Source organism: Pseudomonas sp. Hp2 (genome assembly GCF_006386585.1).
GTDB classification, from domain to species: domain Bacteria; phylum Pseudomonadota; class Gammaproteobacteria; order Xanthomonadales; family Xanthomonadaceae; genus Pseudomonas_S; species Pseudomonas_S boreopolis.
The window spans coordinates 138,023-153,275 of record NZ_VAHJ01000005.1; the positions used below are offsets into that span (position 1 = coordinate 138,023).

Below are 15,253 nucleotides of genomic sequence, written 5' to 3' on the forward strand. Positions count from 1 at the left end.
CCCAAGCAACCCCGGAATGGCGGGTGGCCATTCGCAAGCGAATCAGGTGTCTCGGGAGGGCGCATGAGTCCGCAAGTCATCACGATCATCGGCCTGGTGATCATGTTCGTCGTATCCACGGCTTTGCCGATCAACATGGGCGCCGTGGCGTTCGCGCTGGCCTTCCTCATCGGCGGGATCTGGCTGGACATGGACGGCAAGGCCGTCCTGTCCGGCTTCCCCGGCGACCTGTTCCTGACCCTGGTCGGCATCACCTACCTGTTCGCGATCGCGCAGAAGAACGGCACGATCGACCTGCTCGTGCACTGGGCGGTACGCGCGGTGCGCGGGCGCATCGTCGCCATCCCCTGGGTGATGTTCGTGGTGACCGCGGTGCTCACCGCGTTCGGCGCGCTCGGCCCGGCCGCGGTGGCGATCATCGGCCCGGTCGCGCTGCGCTTCGCCAAGCAGTACCGGATCAACCCGCTGATGATGGGCCTGCTGGTGATCCACGGCGCGCAGGCCGGCGGCTTCTCGCCGATCAGCGTGTACGGCGGCATTACCAACAAGGTGGTCGAGAAGGCCGGGCTGGAAGTCACCGAGATGGCGGTGTTCCTGACCAGCCTCGGCTTCAACCTGATGATGGCGCTGATCTGCTTCTTCGCCTTCGGCGGCATCGCGCTGCTGCGCCGGCGCGAGGAACCGGTGGCCGCCGTCGGCGTCAATGGCAACGGCGAGCCGCAGGCGTCCAAGCGCGCGTTCGCGATCGAGGGCCACGGCGCCACCGTCAGCGCCGGCCAGGGCCTGCTCTCGCACGACGCCTCCGAGCTGGCCGCGGTCACCCTCACCCGCGACCGCGCCATCACCCTGGTCGGCCTGCTCGGCCTGGGCGTGGCCGCGCTGGTCTACAACCTCAACGTCGGCCTGGTCTCGATCACCGTCGCGGTGGCGCTGGCGCTGTTGTCGCCGTCGGCGCAGAAGGGCGCGGTCGAGGGCATCAGCTGGTCCACCGTGCTGTTGATCAGCGGCGTGGTCACCTACGTCGCGGTGCTGGAGAAGGCCGGTGCGGTGGACTTCATCGGCAACGGCGTGTCGGAGATCGGCATCCCGCTGCTGGGTGCGCTGCTGGTCTGCTATGTCGGCGGCATCGTCTCCGCGTTCGCGTCCTCGGCCGCGGTACTCGGCGCCACCATCCCGCTGGCGGTGCCGTTCCTGCTGCAGGGCCATCTCGGCGCGGCCGGCGTGATCTGCGCGCTGGCGATCTCCTCCACCATCGTCGACGTCAGCCCGTTCTCCACCAACGGCGCGCTGGTGGTGGCCTCGGCGGCCAAGGACGAGCGCGAGGCGCTGTTCCGCCGCTTCCTGGTCTACAGCGGCCTGGTGGTGGCGCTGGGGCCGCTGGCGGCCTGGCTGGTGTTCGTGGTGCCGGGCTGGATGTAGGCCCGGCGGCATGCAAGGCCGTGCCGATCCGTGCACGCCCTCGGGCCCTGCGCCCGAGGGCTGGATCGAAGCGCCATCGGGCGCGGCTCGCCGCCGCGGCCATGCCCGCGGATGCCGGGATGACGGTTCCATGACGGTACCGCACTAGAATGCCGCATCTCCCGCTCCCGCCCGCACCGTCACGATGACGCTCGCTCCCGCTCCACGCACCGGCAAGAAGCGCGTGCCGCTCTACGAAGAAGTGGCCGAGCGCCTGCGCCAGAAGATCTACGACTACGAACTGCCGCCGGGCGAATGGATCGACGAGCCGGCGCTGGCGGAAGAACTGGGCATCAGCCGCACGCCGCTGCGCGAGAGCCTCAAGCTGCTCGCCGCCGAAGGCCTGGTGCAGATCGACGCCGGGCGCGGCAGCCGCGTCACCCGGCTGTCGCTGGAGGACCTCAACCAGCTGTTCCCGGTGATGGCGATGCTGGAAGGCCGCTGCGCGTACGAGGCGGTGCGCCGCATCGACGAGGCCGGCCTGGCGAAGCTGGAGCAGCTGCACGCCGCGATGGAAGCCGCCGCCGGGCGCGGCGACCTGGCCGAGTACTACCGCAACAACTACGTCATCCACGAGACCGTGCAGGAGTACGCCGGCAACCCGTGGCTGATCCGCGTCACCCACGACCTGCACCGCATCCTCAAGATGCACCGCGGCCGCCAGCTGCTCACCCCGGGGCGCATGGCGCAGTCGCTGGCCGAGCACCGCGAACTGATGGAGTGCTTCCGCCGGCGCGACGCGGAAGCCGCCGAGCGCACCATGAACCGCCACCTGCTCAGCCAGGGCCAGGCGCTGGCCGCCTACGTCGCCAGCGGCGGCATGCTCAACGTGCCGGCGCCGCTGCCGCGCTCGGGCGGGATCTGACGAAAGCGCCGCGGCACGAACGCGCGGGCATGCGAAGCCAAGTCCTCCCGGACTTGGCTTCTTCGTTTCCGGGCGCCGTGCGCTGCCGGGTTCGCACGGCGACGGCCCCGGTCGCGCATGCCCGGCCCATCGCAACCGCAATGCCGCAGTGCACCATTTCGATCGCGAATGGCGGCCATTCCGCAAGCGAATCGAAGGCAGCAAAATCGCTGCATTTTCTGCTCCATACGCCGCCGTAGCCCTCGTTGCGGGCGAGGCGTGGGGTTACACTTCGGAGTTCGAGAAATCTTTGCTGGCGCACACACGCGTGCGCACTGGGAGCGCTGCTAATGAATTGGTTGAACGAAGTACTGCAGAACGATCCGAACCCGCTCGAGACCCAGGAGTGGCTCGAATCGCTCAAGGCGGTCATCGATGTCGAGGGCCCGGAGCGCGCTCACCAACTGCTGGAAGGCATGGTCGAGCAGACCCGCCGCGCCGGCGCCTACCTGCCGTTCTCGCCGACCACCGAGTACGTCAACACCATCAGCCCGCAGAACGAGGCCAAGAGCCCGGGCGACGCCGCGCTGGAATGGCGCATCCGCTCGATCATCCGCTGGAACGCGATGGCCACCGTCGTGCGCGCCAACCGCAAGCCCGGCGACCTCGGCGGCCACATCGCCTCGTTCGCGTCCTCGGCCACGCTGTACGACGTCGGCTTCAACCACTTCTGGCGCGCCCCGAGCGATAACCACCCGGGCGACCTGCTCTACATCCAGGGCCACAGCGCCCCGGGCATCTACGCGCGCGCCTTCCTGGAAGGCCGCATCAGCGAGAGCCAGCTCGACAACTTCCGCATGGAAGTGGACGGGCAGGGCATCTCCTCCTACCCGCACCCGTGGCTGATGCCCGAGTTCTGGCAGACCCCGACCGTGTCGATGGGCCTGGGCCCGCTCGGCGCGATCTACCAGGCGCAGTTCATGAAGTACCTGGAGCACCGCGGCCTGATCGAGAAGTCCGACCGCAAGGTGTGGTGCTTCATCGGCGACGGCGAGAGCGACGAGCCGGAGACCCTGGGCGCCATCGCCCTGGCCGGCCGCGAGGGCCTGGACAACCTGATCTTCGTCGTCAACTGCAATCTGCAGCGCCTGGACGGCCCGGTGCGCGGCAACGGCAAGATCATCCAGGAACTGGAAGGCGTGTTCCGCGGCGGCGGCTGGAACGTCATCAAGCTGCTGTGGGGCTCGTACTGGGATCCGCTCCTGGCCAAGGACACCAACGGCGTGCTCAAGAAGCTGATGATGGAGACCGTCGACGGCGAGTACCAGAACTGCAAGGCCTTCGGCGGCGCGTACACGCGCGAGCACTTCTTCGGCAAGTACCCGGAGACGCGCGAGATGGTCGCCAACCTGAGCGACGACGACATCTGGCGCCTCAACCGCGGCGGCCACGACCCGCACAAGGTCTACGCGGCCTACCACCAGGCCGTCAACACCAAGGGCATGCCCACCGTGATCCTGGCCAAGACGGTCAAGGGCTACGGCATGGGCTCGGCCGGCGAGTCGCTCAACCCGACCCACCAGACCAAGAAGCTCGACGACGAGGCGGTCAAGCACTTCCGCGACCGCTTCAACATCCCGGTGAGCGACAAGCAGCTGGCCGAGGCCGAGCAGATCCCGTTCTACCACCCGGGCGAGGACTCGCCCGAGGTGCAGTACATGAAGGAGCGCCGCGCCGCGCTCGGCGGCTTCCTGCCGCAGCGCCGCACCAAGGCCAGCAAGTCCTTCGCCGTGCCGGGCCTGGACAAGTACGAGCGCCTGCTCAAGGACAGCGGCGAGCGCACCTACTCCACCACCATGGCGTTCGTGCAGAGCCTCAACATCGCCCTGCGCGACAAGGAGATCGGCCCGCGCATCGTGCCGATCGTGGCCGACGAGGCCCGCACCTTCGGCATGGAGGGCATGTTCCGCCAGATCGGCATCTACGCCCCGTTCGGCCAGAAGTACAAGCCGGTCGACGCCGACCAGCTGATGTACTACCGCGAGGACCAGAGCGGCCAGGTGCTGCAGCAGGGCATCAGCGAACCGGGCGCCATCGCCTCGTGGATGGCCGCCGGCACCAGCTACTCGGTGTCCGACGTGCCGATGCTGCCGTTCTACATCTACTACTCCATGTTCGGCTTCCAGCGCGTGGGCGACATCGCCTGGCAGGCCGCCGACATGCGCACCCGCGGCTTCCTGCTCGGCGGCACCGCCGGCCGCACCACGCTCAACGGCGAGGGCCTGCAGCACGAGGACGGCCACAGCCACCTGCTGGCCGGCGCCATCCCCAACTGCCGCAGCTACGACCCCACCTTCGGCTACGAAGTCACCGTCATCCTGCAGCACGGCATGAAGGCGATGATGGAAGAGCAGAAGGACGAGTACTACTACATCACCCTGATGAACGAGAACTACGCCCATCCGGAAATGCCGGCCGGGTCGGAGGAGGGCATCATCAAGGGCATGTACCTGCTCAAGGACGCCGGCAAGCCCAAGAAGGGCGAGCTGCGCGTGCAGCTGCTGGGCAGCGGCACCATCCTGCGCGAGGCCATCGCCGCGGCAGAACTGCTGGACAAGGATTTCGGCGTCACCGCCGACATCTGGTCCTGCCCCAGCTTCAACGAGCTGCGCAAGGACGGCTTCGACGCCGAGCGCTGGAACCGCATGCACCCGGAAGCCGAGCCGCGCAAGGCCTACGTCACCCAGCTGCTGGAAGGCCGCCAGGGCCCGGCGATCGCCGCCACCGACTACGTGCGCCTGTTCGCCGACCAGATCCGCAGCTTCGTGCCGATGAGCTACACCGTGCTGGGCACCGACGGCTTCGGCCGCAGCGACACCCGCGCCAACCTGCGCCGCTTCTTCGAGGTGGATAGGTACTACATCGCCCACGCCGCCATCGCCGCGCTGGCGAAGGAAGGCAAGATGACCGGCAAGGATGTGGCCCGGGCGATCAAGCAGTACAAGATTGATCCTGAGAAGGCTAATCCGGTTGGGGTTTGATTGATATAAAACGGGGCCTTTGGGCCCCGTTTTTTGAAGTTGCATAGGGAAAATTGATTCGTCACTCAGTCCTACATGACAACGAAGATAAGGAGGTCGACATGGCAGTATCTGTATCTCTCGTAAATATGAAAGGTGGAGTCGGGAAGACGACGCTTGCCTTCAACTTAGCGTGGTATTGTGCATGGCAGGCTAACATGCGTGTGCTGGCAGTGGACCTAGATCCGCAATCGAACCTAAGCCAATACTTTATGGGTGCTGAGGGCTACCTCGCCTATCTCGATTCCGATAAACCCACTGTTGTAGACATCTTCGAGCAATTTTCTGCGCCCAAGCGAAACACCGGAGTGCCGCAGTTGGTGGATCCCCTTAAGCTAATCCATCGTGTTCGTCGTTGGAAGGATGGAAGTCAGCTGGACTTGGTGCCCGCGCGGCTAGAGTTGTCGTGGACGCTGAAAAACCCGACTGAAAAATCTCAGTTGCTTCCCCAGTTTCTTGCTAAAGTGTCAGATCAGTATGATCTGATCATAATTGATTGTCCTCCGACTGAGTCGATCTTGACGGCCGCGGCTTACCGTTCAAGCAGATACGTGGTGGTTCCGGTGAGGCCGGAGTTTCTAGCCACCATTGGCTTGCCGCTTCTTGCGAGGTCTTTGAATGAGTTCAAGCTGATGCATCAGCATCAAGACTTGGATATCGCCGGAATTATCTTTAATGATTTGAGGCGGACCGGTGCACCTCCTGAGCAGATTAAATCTCGAAAAAATGTAGAGGCGCTGGCCAATGATTTTGGTTGGCCAGTGTTCGAGGAGGTGGCTTATCATTCTGACTCCTATCCCGCTGGCTCTAGACAAAGTGCCCCAATATTCTTGACTGATTACGCTCGTGAGTATGTTAAGGACGAATTTAATAGCGTGGGCGAGCAGTTCTTAAAGGCTATAGGTGCGAAATGAAGAATGCCCCGATCGCAATTGCACTTAAAATCGCTGAAATAATTAATAGCAATAGCGAGAAAGATATTGTTGCTGCCATAAAAATACTCGAACGAGCTGGATTTGATAATGATCTAATTTATTTTGTATCTTCATCATTGTCTCGTGTCAAGGTGAGAAAGTCCGTAATAGGTGGCGCTTCGCGTACTTCTGGCGGAAAAGATTTATTTAAGAGGCGAATGATGGATTTGAAGGCCTCCAATCCTGCTTCCTATAGCCAGCTCATTAGTTTTGAGCGGAAGCTGAATGAAGGTATACTCTTGCCCGGCGCCGAAGAACTCAAACGATTTGGACAAGCGTTGTCGAAAGGCTTTAAGCCAGGAAAAGGACGTAGCGAAACTATCGCTGCGCTATTGCTCGAGCTGTCAGGACTTCTTCCGGACGACATCGAGACCGCAGTTAGACATGCTGAATCGGGAATAGGTAGCTCCGACGCGGGAGAGTTTAAGCAACTGGCGCACTTTTTGATTGGACGTAAGGCCGACTAGGTCAAGATTTCGGAATCTTTGCCGGCTGCTAGCGCGCCGTGAGTGCATATCGGCGCACTCGCCCATCGGCACTACTTAGCAGCCAAGTGATCGCCGTAAGGATTTGGTGCATCAGGGGGAACTACGTCTATGCATATCACTGCACGCAAGGAGCAGTTCAACCGTGCCTATGTAGGGGCCTTAGCCGCACAAGTGGGAATTAACTACGCTACGCCCACAGTTGACAACGACAGTATCGATATCACATTCATCGGGAAAGACTTTCCGGGGCTGATTCGTGATCCACAGATCAGTTTTCAGCTCAAATGCACACACCAAGATTTGAGGGTGGGTGACAACATTAGTTTTCCGCTGGGTCGTAAGAACTATGACGATCTAAGAGAAGTAAGGCTTAGCATTCCGCGCTATCTGGCAGTGATGGAAGTGCCTGAAAGCTGCGATGATTGGTCGCAGCACGTCGACGAGGGGACGTTACTTAGATCTCGCTGCTATTGGGTATCCCTTAAGGGGCTCCCGAACATTGAACAAGGGTCGATAACTGTTAGCGTCCCATTGGCACAACGATTGACGAGTTCATCGCTCGCTCAGTTATTGTTATTTGCAAGCGAGCGGAGAGATACATGAGTAATGTAACTCTGCAGCAGGTGCGTGGATATTTAACAACTCAGCAGTGGTCGCTTGTCAGTACGCCTGATGCTTTCATTGAGGTATGGAGATGCCAAGGTGAAAAGGGAGGTGAACTATTGCTGCCTACGGAACAGGCGATTGATAAAGATTTTTTACTAAATGAATCCCTGCGAAAGCTCGCTTCAATTAAGGATAGTGTCGTCAGTGAGATCATTCGGGAAGTTCGTGAGCTTACGGAAAACCTTGTGTCAATCCGCGTTGCTCACCGTGATGTTAATGACGGAAGCATTCCTCTTGAGGACGGTATAGCACTTAACGCGAATGCAAAGGAATTAATATCCGCAGCAGCAAACGCTGCTTTGGAAAGACGTCCTTTATATCAGGGGCGTCCACCCGCATTGGTGTCGGCGCTTCTACAGAGCGCTCGCCTCGGACAGACCACGCATGGCAGTTACGTGATCCATGTCTTCTGTAAAGATCCACCACAGAATGATCAGCCAATGGATTTTGCACGTGTGACCACTCGTGTGCTCGGTTCGGCACTGACTGGCCTCAAAAGCGCATTGGAAAAATACGAGGAATCTGGGAATACAATATTGTTTGAAGAGGCACTTACACGAGGTGCAAGTGCAAATCTGTGTGATGCAATTGCGAAATTTTCCGGTAAGGATCGTGCCCGTACAGTCGAAATATCACTGAGTGCGGATGCTGTTGACCAGCTCGCGCCATCTCCAAGAACCATAATTGAGTTCCCACCGTCACACCAACCTCACCTGCGTGTTGCGGCTGAGTACTTTCGCCAGACCTACACATTGCTGAATGAGACGATAATCGGGGTTGTCGAGCGCCTAGATAGACGTGCAGAACAAGATGCGGGAGTTGTGCGTGTCGCTACAACGCTTTCCAATGGGGTCCAGCGCAGTGTTAGCGTACAGCTTGGTATAAATGAGTATCCGGGTGCGATTCACGCTCACGAGAACAAGCAGCTTGTGCGGGTCAGTGGAAACGTCATCGTGACTCCTCGAACTGCGAGCATGGTAGAGCCGACTGGATTTAGGATTTATGGTAACTTCGAGCTCTTTGAGTAACTTAGGTAAGATCTTATTATCACTTAGCGCATAAGGTTTTCGCAGTTGGTGTAACAGGCTTGTGGCTGCTGGCAAGCGTGATGGATGAACGCCATTGTTGACATCGTCTAATATGGTAATCGTGGGTCCGAAGTAATTCCTTAAAGTTAGTAGGAAGAGCCTGACCCCGTCATACGTAATCCCCCTATTGACTTGACTTGGCTTCGGTAGCATTCTCGATTTTAAGGAGCGTCGAAACTCCGTACATAGCGGTATCCACCTCCGTCAAACCGGTGGATTTTTTGTGCCTGCCTGCTCGCAGGTGCAGCTGACGCGATGCCTGCGTCGGGAGGGCGGCTAATACAACACCCGCAAGGGGAATACGCCCGCCGACTATGTACGGTTTCGAACCTCCCGACTTCCCGTCCGCCGTTCGTGGTGGGCGAATCCTTCATGGAACGAGGAGGCAACGATGTCGCACCACCGTTTGGACGACGAAGACATGCCGGGCTATTTCCTGCCGGAGGAAAGCCAGTTCCGGCTGGTGAGGCTGAGCGACCACGTCAAGTTCCTGGCCCGGCTGGCGCACCCGCGCACACAGGCGGAAGAACGCGCTGCCGAGCCCAAGGTGTGCATGGGCGAGCTGGCGTACTGCCTGGAGCTACTGGCCGATCAGGTGGACTTGGTGCTGGACGAGGTGTCCTACCCGGCGCAGCGTGCCGATAGGGAGAACATGGCCCGGCTCGATGTCACCGGCGAGGTGATGCCGGACGCAGGCGGCGGCGCGTTCCGGGTCACGCTGGAACAGATCGACCGGCTCAACCTGCTGATCGAGACCGCATCGGCCCATGCCCGGGTGCTTGCAGTCGGCGATGCGACCGAGCGTGCCGGCCAGGCACTGCCGGCGGTGGGCGACACGATTTGCGATGCGATGAACGAGGTGCGGATGCTGTTGGAGCAGATCGAGCGCCAGCCGCTGCGTGAGCCCAAGCCCAAAGGTATGCGCGAGGAGCGGGCGGTCTATGCGGTGAAGCGGATCGCGCCGCCTGCCGAGGACACGCGGCTCCATTGATGGCAGTCCTGCTATCGACCCTCCCAACGCTCAATGACGATCCACTGGACCCACCGGCTGCCGTGGTCTACGGCAACCAGTGGGTGGTTCCTTGGTTCTCAAGCAATTGGGCTGCCAGTACACCCCGGGGAAGCCTCAGGGTCAGGTTCACTTATCGTCGGTGAAAGAGGTTTTCCGTGGCTGGTGAGCAGGCTTGACGCCGGCGAAGCGTTGGGTCATGGCATGGACCATGGTCTGGAAGGCATTGGTGCCCAGGGGGGGAAAGGGAACGAAGGAAATTAAGTGGTGGCGTCCCGCCGATTGGCCTCCGCAAGCAGCTGCTCATAGCTCTGTACGCGGGTCCGCAGTCTGATGAGGTGCCAGGACATCACGTAGGCGAATAGCAGGAGGAAGGCCAGGACACCCTGGATCAGAGTGATGTTTGCCAGGACGCTCCAATCACCCCAGTGCCAATCCTTCAACTGGAGATACAGCGCCAGCATCAGCGGGATGATGCCCAGTCGCTCCATCCCGCCGGTGAAAAGCCCCAAGCGTTCGTGCATGTTCAATCTACGATTGCGCATGAATGCTTCGCGTTGGAGGCGTTGTTCGAACGGGAAGGTGCGCAAGGCCGCGACGATGGCGTGGTAGTGGTGGAACTCGCGCTCCATGTCTGCGGCATGCTGTGTGTAAGGGTGCCGAAAGCCTGGCCACTCGCGCTTGATCTGCAGCGCAAGCGATAGGAAAAGTCCACCTAGCTCGATGGCAAGGCCAGACACGGCGAAGACCAAGCTGATCCTTCCTTCCAAGATCGAACCGAGCAGCATGCCGATACCCGCACCCAGCATGCCAATGGCGAAACTCCACCGCTCGAGCCAGCCTGCGCGGTTTTGGTCAGTGTCCTGCAGGTAGTGCGCCATCGCGGTGGCGAGCGCAGGAAAGCTCAGATCCGCCAGGGCAGATTCGTCTCTCGTCACGCTGTCTGATCCGTGCACAACGTCGTCCGGTTGGCCTTCCATTCGCTTTGGTTTCTCCTTGCGCCACGTCCATTTTCTACTCTGCCGAAATGGAGCCATGGAAACAACGGCCATCGCGTAGGCGCTGCCCGCGATCCACGCATGGATCTCGTAGCGGAGAGAAGAGGCGAGGGCAGGTCTACTTCTTGGCGGGTAAGCCAACCTGACCCTGTTACTCTGTTACTGTTTGATGATCTGACTATCGATGAAGCGGGCTCCTCGGTAAAGCGTACAAGAAAATTCCACTTCTGGTGTCAGCTTATTGGCGGAGGGACTACCGTCCCGCTTAGCGATCTTGGCAAATAATAATATATTCTTTTTCGAAAAGATCTTTGTGCGTAACGACATTATTGAGTCGAAACAGAAATGGCTCTCCGAGTCGGTGACGTGCAAGTAGCGATTGGTTGACCTGCGATTTTTCATATGCCGTCGGTACGCAGCCGAAACCAGAAATGCCGGCAATCGCTTCGTTAAGCGCTTTGGTCCTTGGATTAAGCGATGATACTTGGTAGGCTGCATATCCGACGAAGGCAAGTGAGCTAAACAAAGATACTAATAGTCCGCCAAAAAGAAGTACTTCTTTGGGGCGTTTCTTGAAATAGCCAACCGCTCTCATGCCACGCGAAAGTAGCCGCTCTCCGACTATCACTTGAGGCTCGGTGAAGCGAGAGCTCTCCGCGCTTGAAAGAAAGATGGCAACATAAATCTTCTCGCTTGGATCAAGTCTTGCAATTTGCACCACATGATTACTTGACTCGTAACTTGCCGATATTCCAGCCGATGCGCCGAATACATCTACAATGGGGTCGTATTGTGGTGCGAAAGGAAGCTTCACTCGGATTGATGACAGAACCTTCGATGAAAGGTTGTGAAGGCCAACCACCGAGAGCAAGAACTCTCGATCTTGATGGGCTTTCTTCAAGGCTATGTCTGGTACCCATTGTGGGCGCGGCGGCATATAGAAGTAATCGATCGCCGGCGGAGCCTTTTCACCAATTTCGAGTAATGCGGAAATGCTATCAAGCATGGATACTCCAGATTGCTAATGCCTTATGTCTTCCATTTTCCCTACTGTAAGCGCCGAGAGCCCGGCGTGTGAGCCCGATAACGCCTCGGTGTAGCAGCACCGTAATTCAGCAGGATCCACACGCCGGATCTCGCGCCCTACGCTCGGAAAGTTGCACGGGGCAACTCTCGTATCGATAAGCGTGGGCCCGGGCGCGATGCTCTCGGCGGGTCAACTCTATCGGAGAATCGCGATGACGGCAGTAGGGATCGACGTGAGGCTAACGGGGTCAGGTTCCTTACGGGGCAGGAGTGGCGGATTTACGAGGTCGATGCCTGGGCTTGACGCCGGCGAAGCGATGGGTCTTGGCTTCGACCATCGCGCGGAAGGCGTCATGGCCGAGGGCGCGCTGCTGTTGGAGGTGGATGCGGATGTCAGCCAGCAATTCGCCGGGCAGGGCTTCATCGAGCAAGGCGCGATATGCGCTGGATCGTTCGACTGGGGCGTTGCCAAGGACAAGCCAGGATGGATGCGGCGTCAGCGCCGAGTGCGCACGCTGCATCATCTTCCCGACTTCCGGCCTCTGGCGGCGTGGCGAGTAGATGTACGTGATTGTTCATCAGCGCGTAGGCATGCAGTTGGCACCCGGTGGCAAGCATGGCGTCATGCAGCAGGTGCAAACAGCGAACGCGGTCGCCATCTTCAAGAAAGCAGGGCAGCCGGTTGTTGCCCCGATGAATGATGTGCTGCGGGATGCCGGGAAGATCGATGCGCGGGAGTCGAGCCATGCCGACGAGCGTGACGGAAGAGCGCCATTGCCGGCATCGAGTAGCGCCGCCACATCTGATCGGAAGTCGACGCGTTACATCGCAGGAAGCCAACCTGACCCCGTTAGTCCACGCTGATCGTCCACCCTGGCCGGGATCGGCGGCGCAACTGGACCGGCGATCCGCAGCCGGGCCAAGGGTCGCGGACGGGGCCATTCCCTTGCCGCCTCGCCATGACGCGCCGCAACAAACCCGGGCAGAAAAAAATTTCCGGCCACCTGTCGATCTCCGCCATCCTCAACCGTCGTACCTAGTGAAAGCCGGCAATCCCGGCCCTAACCGAGGAGAACGACATGAAAGTGATGGTCATCGTCAAGGCCGATGCCGATAGCGAAGCCGGCGTCATGCCTTCGCAACAGTTGCTGGCGGAGATGGGCAACTACAACGAGGCCCTGTCCAAGGCCGGCATCCTGCTGGCCGGGGAGGGGCTGCACCCGAGCCGCCGCGGGGCGCGGGTGCGCTTCGACGGCAAGCAGCGCAGCGTGATCGACGGCCCGTTCGCCGAGACCAAGGAACTGGTCGCCGGGTTCTGGCTGTGGCAGGTGCGCTCGCTGGAGGAGGCGGTGGAATGGCTGAAGCGCGCCCCGTTCGACGGCGGCGCCGAGGTCGAGATCCGCCCGGTGTTCGAGGCCGAGGATTTCGGCGAGGCCTTCACCCCGGAACTGCGCGAGCAGGAACAGCGCGTGTTCGCCGAAGCCGCCGCCCGCGCCAGCGCCGCCCACTGACCACGACAGCCGGAGATACCACGATGAAGCTGATTCCTTACCTGATGTTCGCCGACAGCCAGTGCCGCGAGGCCTTCGACTTCTACGCCCGGGTGCTGCGCGGCGAGATCCTGTCGGTGGTGGGCTACGGCGACATGCCGCCGATGGAAGGCGCGCCGCCGATGCCCGAGGAGATGAAATCGCAGGTCGCCAACATCCACCTGCTGGCCGAGGGCGCGGAACTGATGGGCGCCGACAACGCCGCCGGCATATGCGGCGGGGAGGCGGTGGCCGGGGTCGACAACACCACGATCAACATCGACGTGGCCAGCATCGAGGAGGCCGAGCGCATCTTCGCCGAGCTGTCCGCGGGCGGGAAGGTCGTGGCGCCGATCGGCGAGACCTTCTGGGCGCAGCGCTGGGGCATGCTGGTCGACCGCTACGGCAAGCCGTGGATGGTGAACTGCATGAAGCCCACCGCCTGACGCGCCCACACGACAAGGAGAGGCGACATGCGAAAGCTCAGGATCTTCGAACACATCTCGCTGGACGGCGTGATCCAGCACTCCGCCGACGAAGACGGTTTCCCCTACGCCGACTGGACCCTGCCGTACCGCACCCCCGAAGGACGCGATGCGCTCACCGTCGTGCAGGGCCCGCGCTTCGACCTGCTGCTCGGCCGGCGCACCTACGACATCTGGTCGGGCTACTGGCCCAAGGCGCCAAGCAGCCCGCTGTCGGACGGGCTCAATGCGGCCAGGAAGTACGTCGCCACCCACCGCCCGGAAAGCCTGCAGTGGGGCCCGTTCGAAGCCCTCGGGCCGGACGTCGTCGCGGACGTGCGCCGCATCAAGGCACAGGACGGGCCGGATCTGGTGCTCTGGGGCAGCTCCACGCTGACCTCGACGCTGCTCGGACACGGACTCGCGGACGAGGTCGTACTGGCGGTCTATCCGGTCCTGCTGGGCACCGGCAAGCGCCTCTTTGCCGAAGGCACGCCGCCGCGGGCGTTCGAGCGGATCGGGACGACTACGACGCCGTCCGGTCTCGCCATCACCACCTACAAGGTCGCCGGGCCGTTGAAGGCCGCCTGAGACCGGCCCCGGCGCCAAGATCCAACAAGGAGCAAACACATGAGCAAGCCAGCGAAGAACACCATTTGCCTGTGGTACGACGACGATGCGGAAGGCGCGGCGCGCTTCTACGCCGAGACCTTCCCCGACTCGTCGGTGGGCGCGATCCATCACGCGCCGGCGGATCATCCGTCGGGCAAGGAGGGCAAGGTGCTGACCGTCGAGTTCACGGTGATGGGCATCCCGTGCGTGGGCCTCAACGGCGGCCCCGCGTTCGCGCAGAGCGAGGCGTTCTCGTTCCAGGTCGCCACCGCCGACCAGGCCGAGACGGACCGCTACTGGAACGCGATCGTCGGCAACGGCGGCCAGGAAAGCCATTGCGGATGGTGCAAGGACAAATGGGGCGTGTCGTGGCAGATCACCCCGGTCGCCCTGCTCGACGCTTTCACCGGCCCGGACCGCGCCGCCGCCAAGCGCGCGTTCGACGCGATGATGCAGATGCGGAAGATCGACGTCGCCACGATCGAAGCGGCCGTCCGCGGCTGAGCCCCGTACACCCCGAATCCCCAGCCAACCGGCCGTTCGCGGCCGGCCGGACCCACACGCCCAGGAGCCTCACCATGCCCACCCAGATCTTCGTCAACCTGCCGGTCGCCGACCTGGAAAAGTCGAAAGCCTTCTACACGTCGCTCGGCTACAGCATCAACCCGACGTTCACCAACGAGAACGCGGCCTGCGTGGTGGTCAGCGACACCATCCACGTGATGCTGCTGGTCCGCCCGTTCTTCCAGGGCTTCACCAAGAAAGCCGTCGCCGACGCGCACAAGGAACTGCAGACCCTGGTCGCGCTGTCCGCGCCCGACCGCGCCGCGGTCGATGCGATCCTGGACAAGGCGCTGGCCGCCGGCGGCAAGGAGCCGGGCGAGCCCCAGGACTACGGCTTCATGTACCAGCGCAGCTTCGAGGACCTGGACGGGCACACCTGGGAAATCGCCTACATGAACGAGGCCGAGTTCCCCGGCGCCTGAAGCGTGGCGCTGCCGCGCAGCCCATGCTGCG

At 61.4% G+C, this 15,253-nt stretch carries 18 protein-coding genes; 14 read left to right on the forward strand and 4 right to left on the reverse strand.

Features of this window, described 5'->3' with window-relative positions:
* Positions 1 to 63 precede the first annotated feature (63 nt).
* The 8 genes from FD678_RS15570 to FD678_RS15610 all read left to right on the forward strand — a co-directional run bounded on the left by FD678_RS15570 (position 64) and on the right by FD678_RS15610 (position 9,589).
* Positions 64 to 1,419: an SLC13 family permease gene (locus tag FD678_RS15570; RefSeq protein ID WP_140725688.1), complete on the forward strand. Its 1,356-nt coding sequence runs from the start codon at positions 64 to 66 to the stop codon at positions 1,417 to 1,419.
* A gap of 184 nt (positions 1,420 to 1,603) precedes the next feature.
* Positions 1,604 to 2,323, forward strand: coding sequence for a GntR family transcriptional regulator (locus FD678_RS15575; protein WP_140725691.1), 720 nt, complete (start codon positions 1,604 to 1,606; stop codon positions 2,321 to 2,323).
* Positions 2,324 to 2,652: 329 nt separating this feature from the next.
* Complete coding sequence (aceE, locus tag FD678_RS15580) at positions 2,653 to 5,343, forward strand: pyruvate dehydrogenase (acetyl-transferring), homodimeric type (protein ID WP_140725693.1); 2,691 nt, start codon at positions 2,653 to 2,655, stop codon at positions 5,341 to 5,343.
* Positions 5,344 to 5,444: 101 nt separating this feature from the next.
* Positions 5,445 to 6,296 (forward strand): ParA family protein, encoded by an 852-nt coding sequence (locus tag FD678_RS15585; RefSeq protein ID WP_140725696.1) that lies wholly within the window; start codon positions 5,445 to 5,447, stop codon positions 6,294 to 6,296.
* Positions 6,293 to 6,823, forward strand: coding sequence for a hypothetical protein (locus FD678_RS15590; protein WP_140725701.1), 531 nt, complete (start codon positions 6,293 to 6,295; stop codon positions 6,821 to 6,823). The genes FD678_RS15585 and FD678_RS15590 overlap by 4 nt, the downstream gene beginning before the upstream one ends.
* Before the next feature lie 129 nt (positions 6,824 to 6,952).
* Positions 6,953 to 7,447: a DUF4365 domain-containing protein gene (locus FD678_RS15595; protein ID WP_140725704.1), complete on the forward strand. Its 495-nt coding sequence runs from the start codon at positions 6,953 to 6,955 to the stop codon at positions 7,445 to 7,447.
* Positions 7,444 to 8,538 (forward strand): hypothetical protein, encoded by a 1,095-nt coding sequence (locus FD678_RS15600; RefSeq protein ID WP_140725707.1) that lies wholly within the window; start codon positions 7,444 to 7,446, stop codon positions 8,536 to 8,538. The genes FD678_RS15595 and FD678_RS15600 overlap by 4 nt, the downstream gene beginning before the upstream one ends.
* 451 nt (positions 8,539 to 8,989) lie before the next feature.
* On the forward strand, positions 8,990 to 9,589 hold the full coding sequence (locus tag FD678_RS15610) for an XAC0095 family protein (protein ID WP_140725711.1): 600 nt from the start codon (positions 8,990 to 8,992) through the stop codon (positions 9,587 to 9,589).
* A 278-nt stretch (positions 9,590 to 9,867) separates the two neighbouring features.
* Here FD678_RS15610 and FD678_RS15620 read toward each other — a convergent pair whose 3' ends face one another.
* The 4 genes from FD678_RS15620 to FD678_RS20890 all read right to left on the reverse strand — a co-directional run bounded on the left by FD678_RS15620 (position 9,868) and on the right by FD678_RS20890 (position 12,309).
* A complete protein-coding gene (locus tag FD678_RS15620; protein ID WP_218569766.1) occupies positions 9,868 to 10,587 on the reverse strand; it encodes a hypothetical protein in 720 nt (239 codons plus the stop codon).
* Between the two features lie 283 nt (positions 10,588 to 10,870).
* On the reverse strand, positions 10,871 to 11,611 hold the full coding sequence (locus FD678_RS15625) for a hypothetical protein (protein ID WP_140725714.1): 741 nt from the start codon (positions 11,609 to 11,611) through the stop codon (positions 10,871 to 10,873).
* Positions 11,612 to 11,888: 277 nt separating this feature from the next.
* Positions 11,889 to 12,155: a hypothetical protein gene (locus FD678_RS20445; RefSeq protein WP_218569794.1), complete on the reverse strand. Its 267-nt coding sequence runs from the start codon at positions 12,153 to 12,155 to the stop codon at positions 11,889 to 11,891.
* The gene (locus FD678_RS20890) at positions 12,052 to 12,309 is read right to left on the reverse strand and encodes a hypothetical protein (RefSeq protein WP_372237536.1); all 258 of its coding nucleotides are present in this window, start codon (positions 12,307 to 12,309) and stop codon (positions 12,052 to 12,054) included. The genes FD678_RS20445 and FD678_RS20890 overlap by 104 nt, the downstream gene beginning before the upstream one ends.
* On the opposite strand from FD678_RS20890, the gene FD678_RS20675 reads away from it, so the two are divergent.
* The 6 genes from FD678_RS20675 to FD678_RS15655 all read left to right on the forward strand — a co-directional run bounded on the left by FD678_RS20675 (position 12,193) and on the right by FD678_RS15655 (position 15,222).
* On the forward strand, positions 12,193 to 12,495 hold the full coding sequence (locus tag FD678_RS20675; protein WP_256661951.1) for a hypothetical protein: 303 nt from the start codon (positions 12,193 to 12,195) through the stop codon (positions 12,493 to 12,495). The genes FD678_RS20890 and FD678_RS20675 overlap by 117 nt on opposite strands.
* Positions 12,496 to 12,710: 215 nt before the next feature.
* Positions 12,711 to 13,142 (forward strand): YciI family protein, encoded by a 432-nt coding sequence (locus tag FD678_RS15635; RefSeq protein ID WP_140725718.1) that lies wholly within the window; start codon positions 12,711 to 12,713, stop codon positions 13,140 to 13,142.
* A 23-nt stretch (positions 13,143 to 13,165) separates the two neighbouring features.
* On the forward strand, positions 13,166 to 13,606 hold the full coding sequence (locus FD678_RS15640) for a VOC family protein (protein WP_140725722.1): 441 nt from the start codon (positions 13,166 to 13,168) through the stop codon (positions 13,604 to 13,606).
* A 27-nt stretch (positions 13,607 to 13,633) separates the two neighbouring features.
* Positions 13,634 to 14,215 (forward strand): dihydrofolate reductase family protein, encoded by a 582-nt coding sequence (locus FD678_RS15645; RefSeq protein WP_140725725.1) that lies wholly within the window; start codon positions 13,634 to 13,636, stop codon positions 14,213 to 14,215.
* 39 nt (positions 14,216 to 14,254) lie between these two features.
* Positions 14,255 to 14,740, forward strand: coding sequence for a VOC family protein (locus FD678_RS15650; RefSeq protein WP_140725730.1), 486 nt, complete (start codon positions 14,255 to 14,257; stop codon positions 14,738 to 14,740).
* Between the two features lie 74 nt (positions 14,741 to 14,814).
* A complete protein-coding gene (locus FD678_RS15655; protein ID WP_140725733.1) occupies positions 14,815 to 15,222 on the forward strand; it encodes a VOC family protein in 408 nt (135 codons plus the stop codon).
* Positions 15,223 to 15,253 lie beyond the last annotated feature (31 nt).

What these genes read in the sequence shown, in the direction of transcription:
- FD678_RS15650 (WP_140725730.1), top strand. Translation starts at nt 14,255, where the DNA reads ATGAGCAAGCCAGCGAAGAACACCATTTGCCTGTGGTACGACGACGAT.
- FD678_RS15575 (WP_140725691.1), top strand. Translation starts at nt 1,604, where the DNA reads ATGACGCTCGCTCCCGCTCCACGCACCGGCAAGAAGCGCGTGCCGCTC.
- FD678_RS20445 (WP_218569794.1), bottom strand. Translation starts at nt 12,155, where the DNA reads ATGATGCAGCGTGCGCACTCGGCGCTGACGCCGCATCCATCCTGGCTT.
- aceE (WP_140725693.1), top strand. Translation starts at nt 2,653, where the DNA reads ATGAATTGGTTGAACGAAGTACTGCAGAACGATCCGAACCCGCTCGAG.
- FD678_RS15655 (WP_140725733.1), top strand. Translation starts at nt 14,815, where the DNA reads ATGCCCACCCAGATCTTCGTCAACCTGCCGGTCGCCGACCTGGAAAAG.
- FD678_RS15640 (WP_140725722.1), top strand. Translation starts at nt 13,166, where the DNA reads ATGAAGCTGATTCCTTACCTGATGTTCGCCGACAGCCAGTGCCGCGAG.
- FD678_RS15620 (WP_218569766.1), bottom strand. Translation starts at nt 10,587, where the DNA reads ATGGAAGGCCAACCGGACGACGTTGTGCACGGATCAGACAGCGTGACG.
- FD678_RS15625 (WP_140725714.1), bottom strand. Translation starts at nt 11,611, where the DNA reads ATGCTTGATAGCATTTCCGCATTACTCGAAATTGGTGAAAAGGCTCCG.
- FD678_RS15590 (WP_140725701.1), top strand. Translation starts at nt 6,293, where the DNA reads ATGAAGAATGCCCCGATCGCAATTGCACTTAAAATCGCTGAAATAATT.
- FD678_RS15595 (WP_140725704.1), top strand. Translation starts at nt 6,953, where the DNA reads ATGCATATCACTGCACGCAAGGAGCAGTTCAACCGTGCCTATGTAGGG.
- FD678_RS15645 (WP_140725725.1), top strand. Translation starts at nt 13,634, where the DNA reads ATGCGAAAGCTCAGGATCTTCGAACACATCTCGCTGGACGGCGTGATC.
- FD678_RS15600 (WP_140725707.1), top strand. Translation starts at nt 7,444, where the DNA reads ATGAGTAATGTAACTCTGCAGCAGGTGCGTGGATATTTAACAACTCAG.
- FD678_RS20675 (WP_256661951.1), top strand. Translation starts at nt 12,193, where the DNA reads ATGTACGTGATTGTTCATCAGCGCGTAGGCATGCAGTTGGCACCCGGT.
- FD678_RS15570 (WP_140725688.1), top strand. Translation starts at nt 64, where the DNA reads ATGAGTCCGCAAGTCATCACGATCATCGGCCTGGTGATCATGTTCGTC.
- FD678_RS15585 (WP_140725696.1), top strand. Translation starts at nt 5,445, where the DNA reads ATGGCAGTATCTGTATCTCTCGTAAATATGAAAGGTGGAGTCGGGAAG.
- FD678_RS15610 (WP_140725711.1), top strand. Translation starts at nt 8,990, where the DNA reads ATGTCGCACCACCGTTTGGACGACGAAGACATGCCGGGCTATTTCCTG.
- FD678_RS15635 (WP_140725718.1), top strand. Translation starts at nt 12,711, where the DNA reads ATGAAAGTGATGGTCATCGTCAAGGCCGATGCCGATAGCGAAGCCGGC.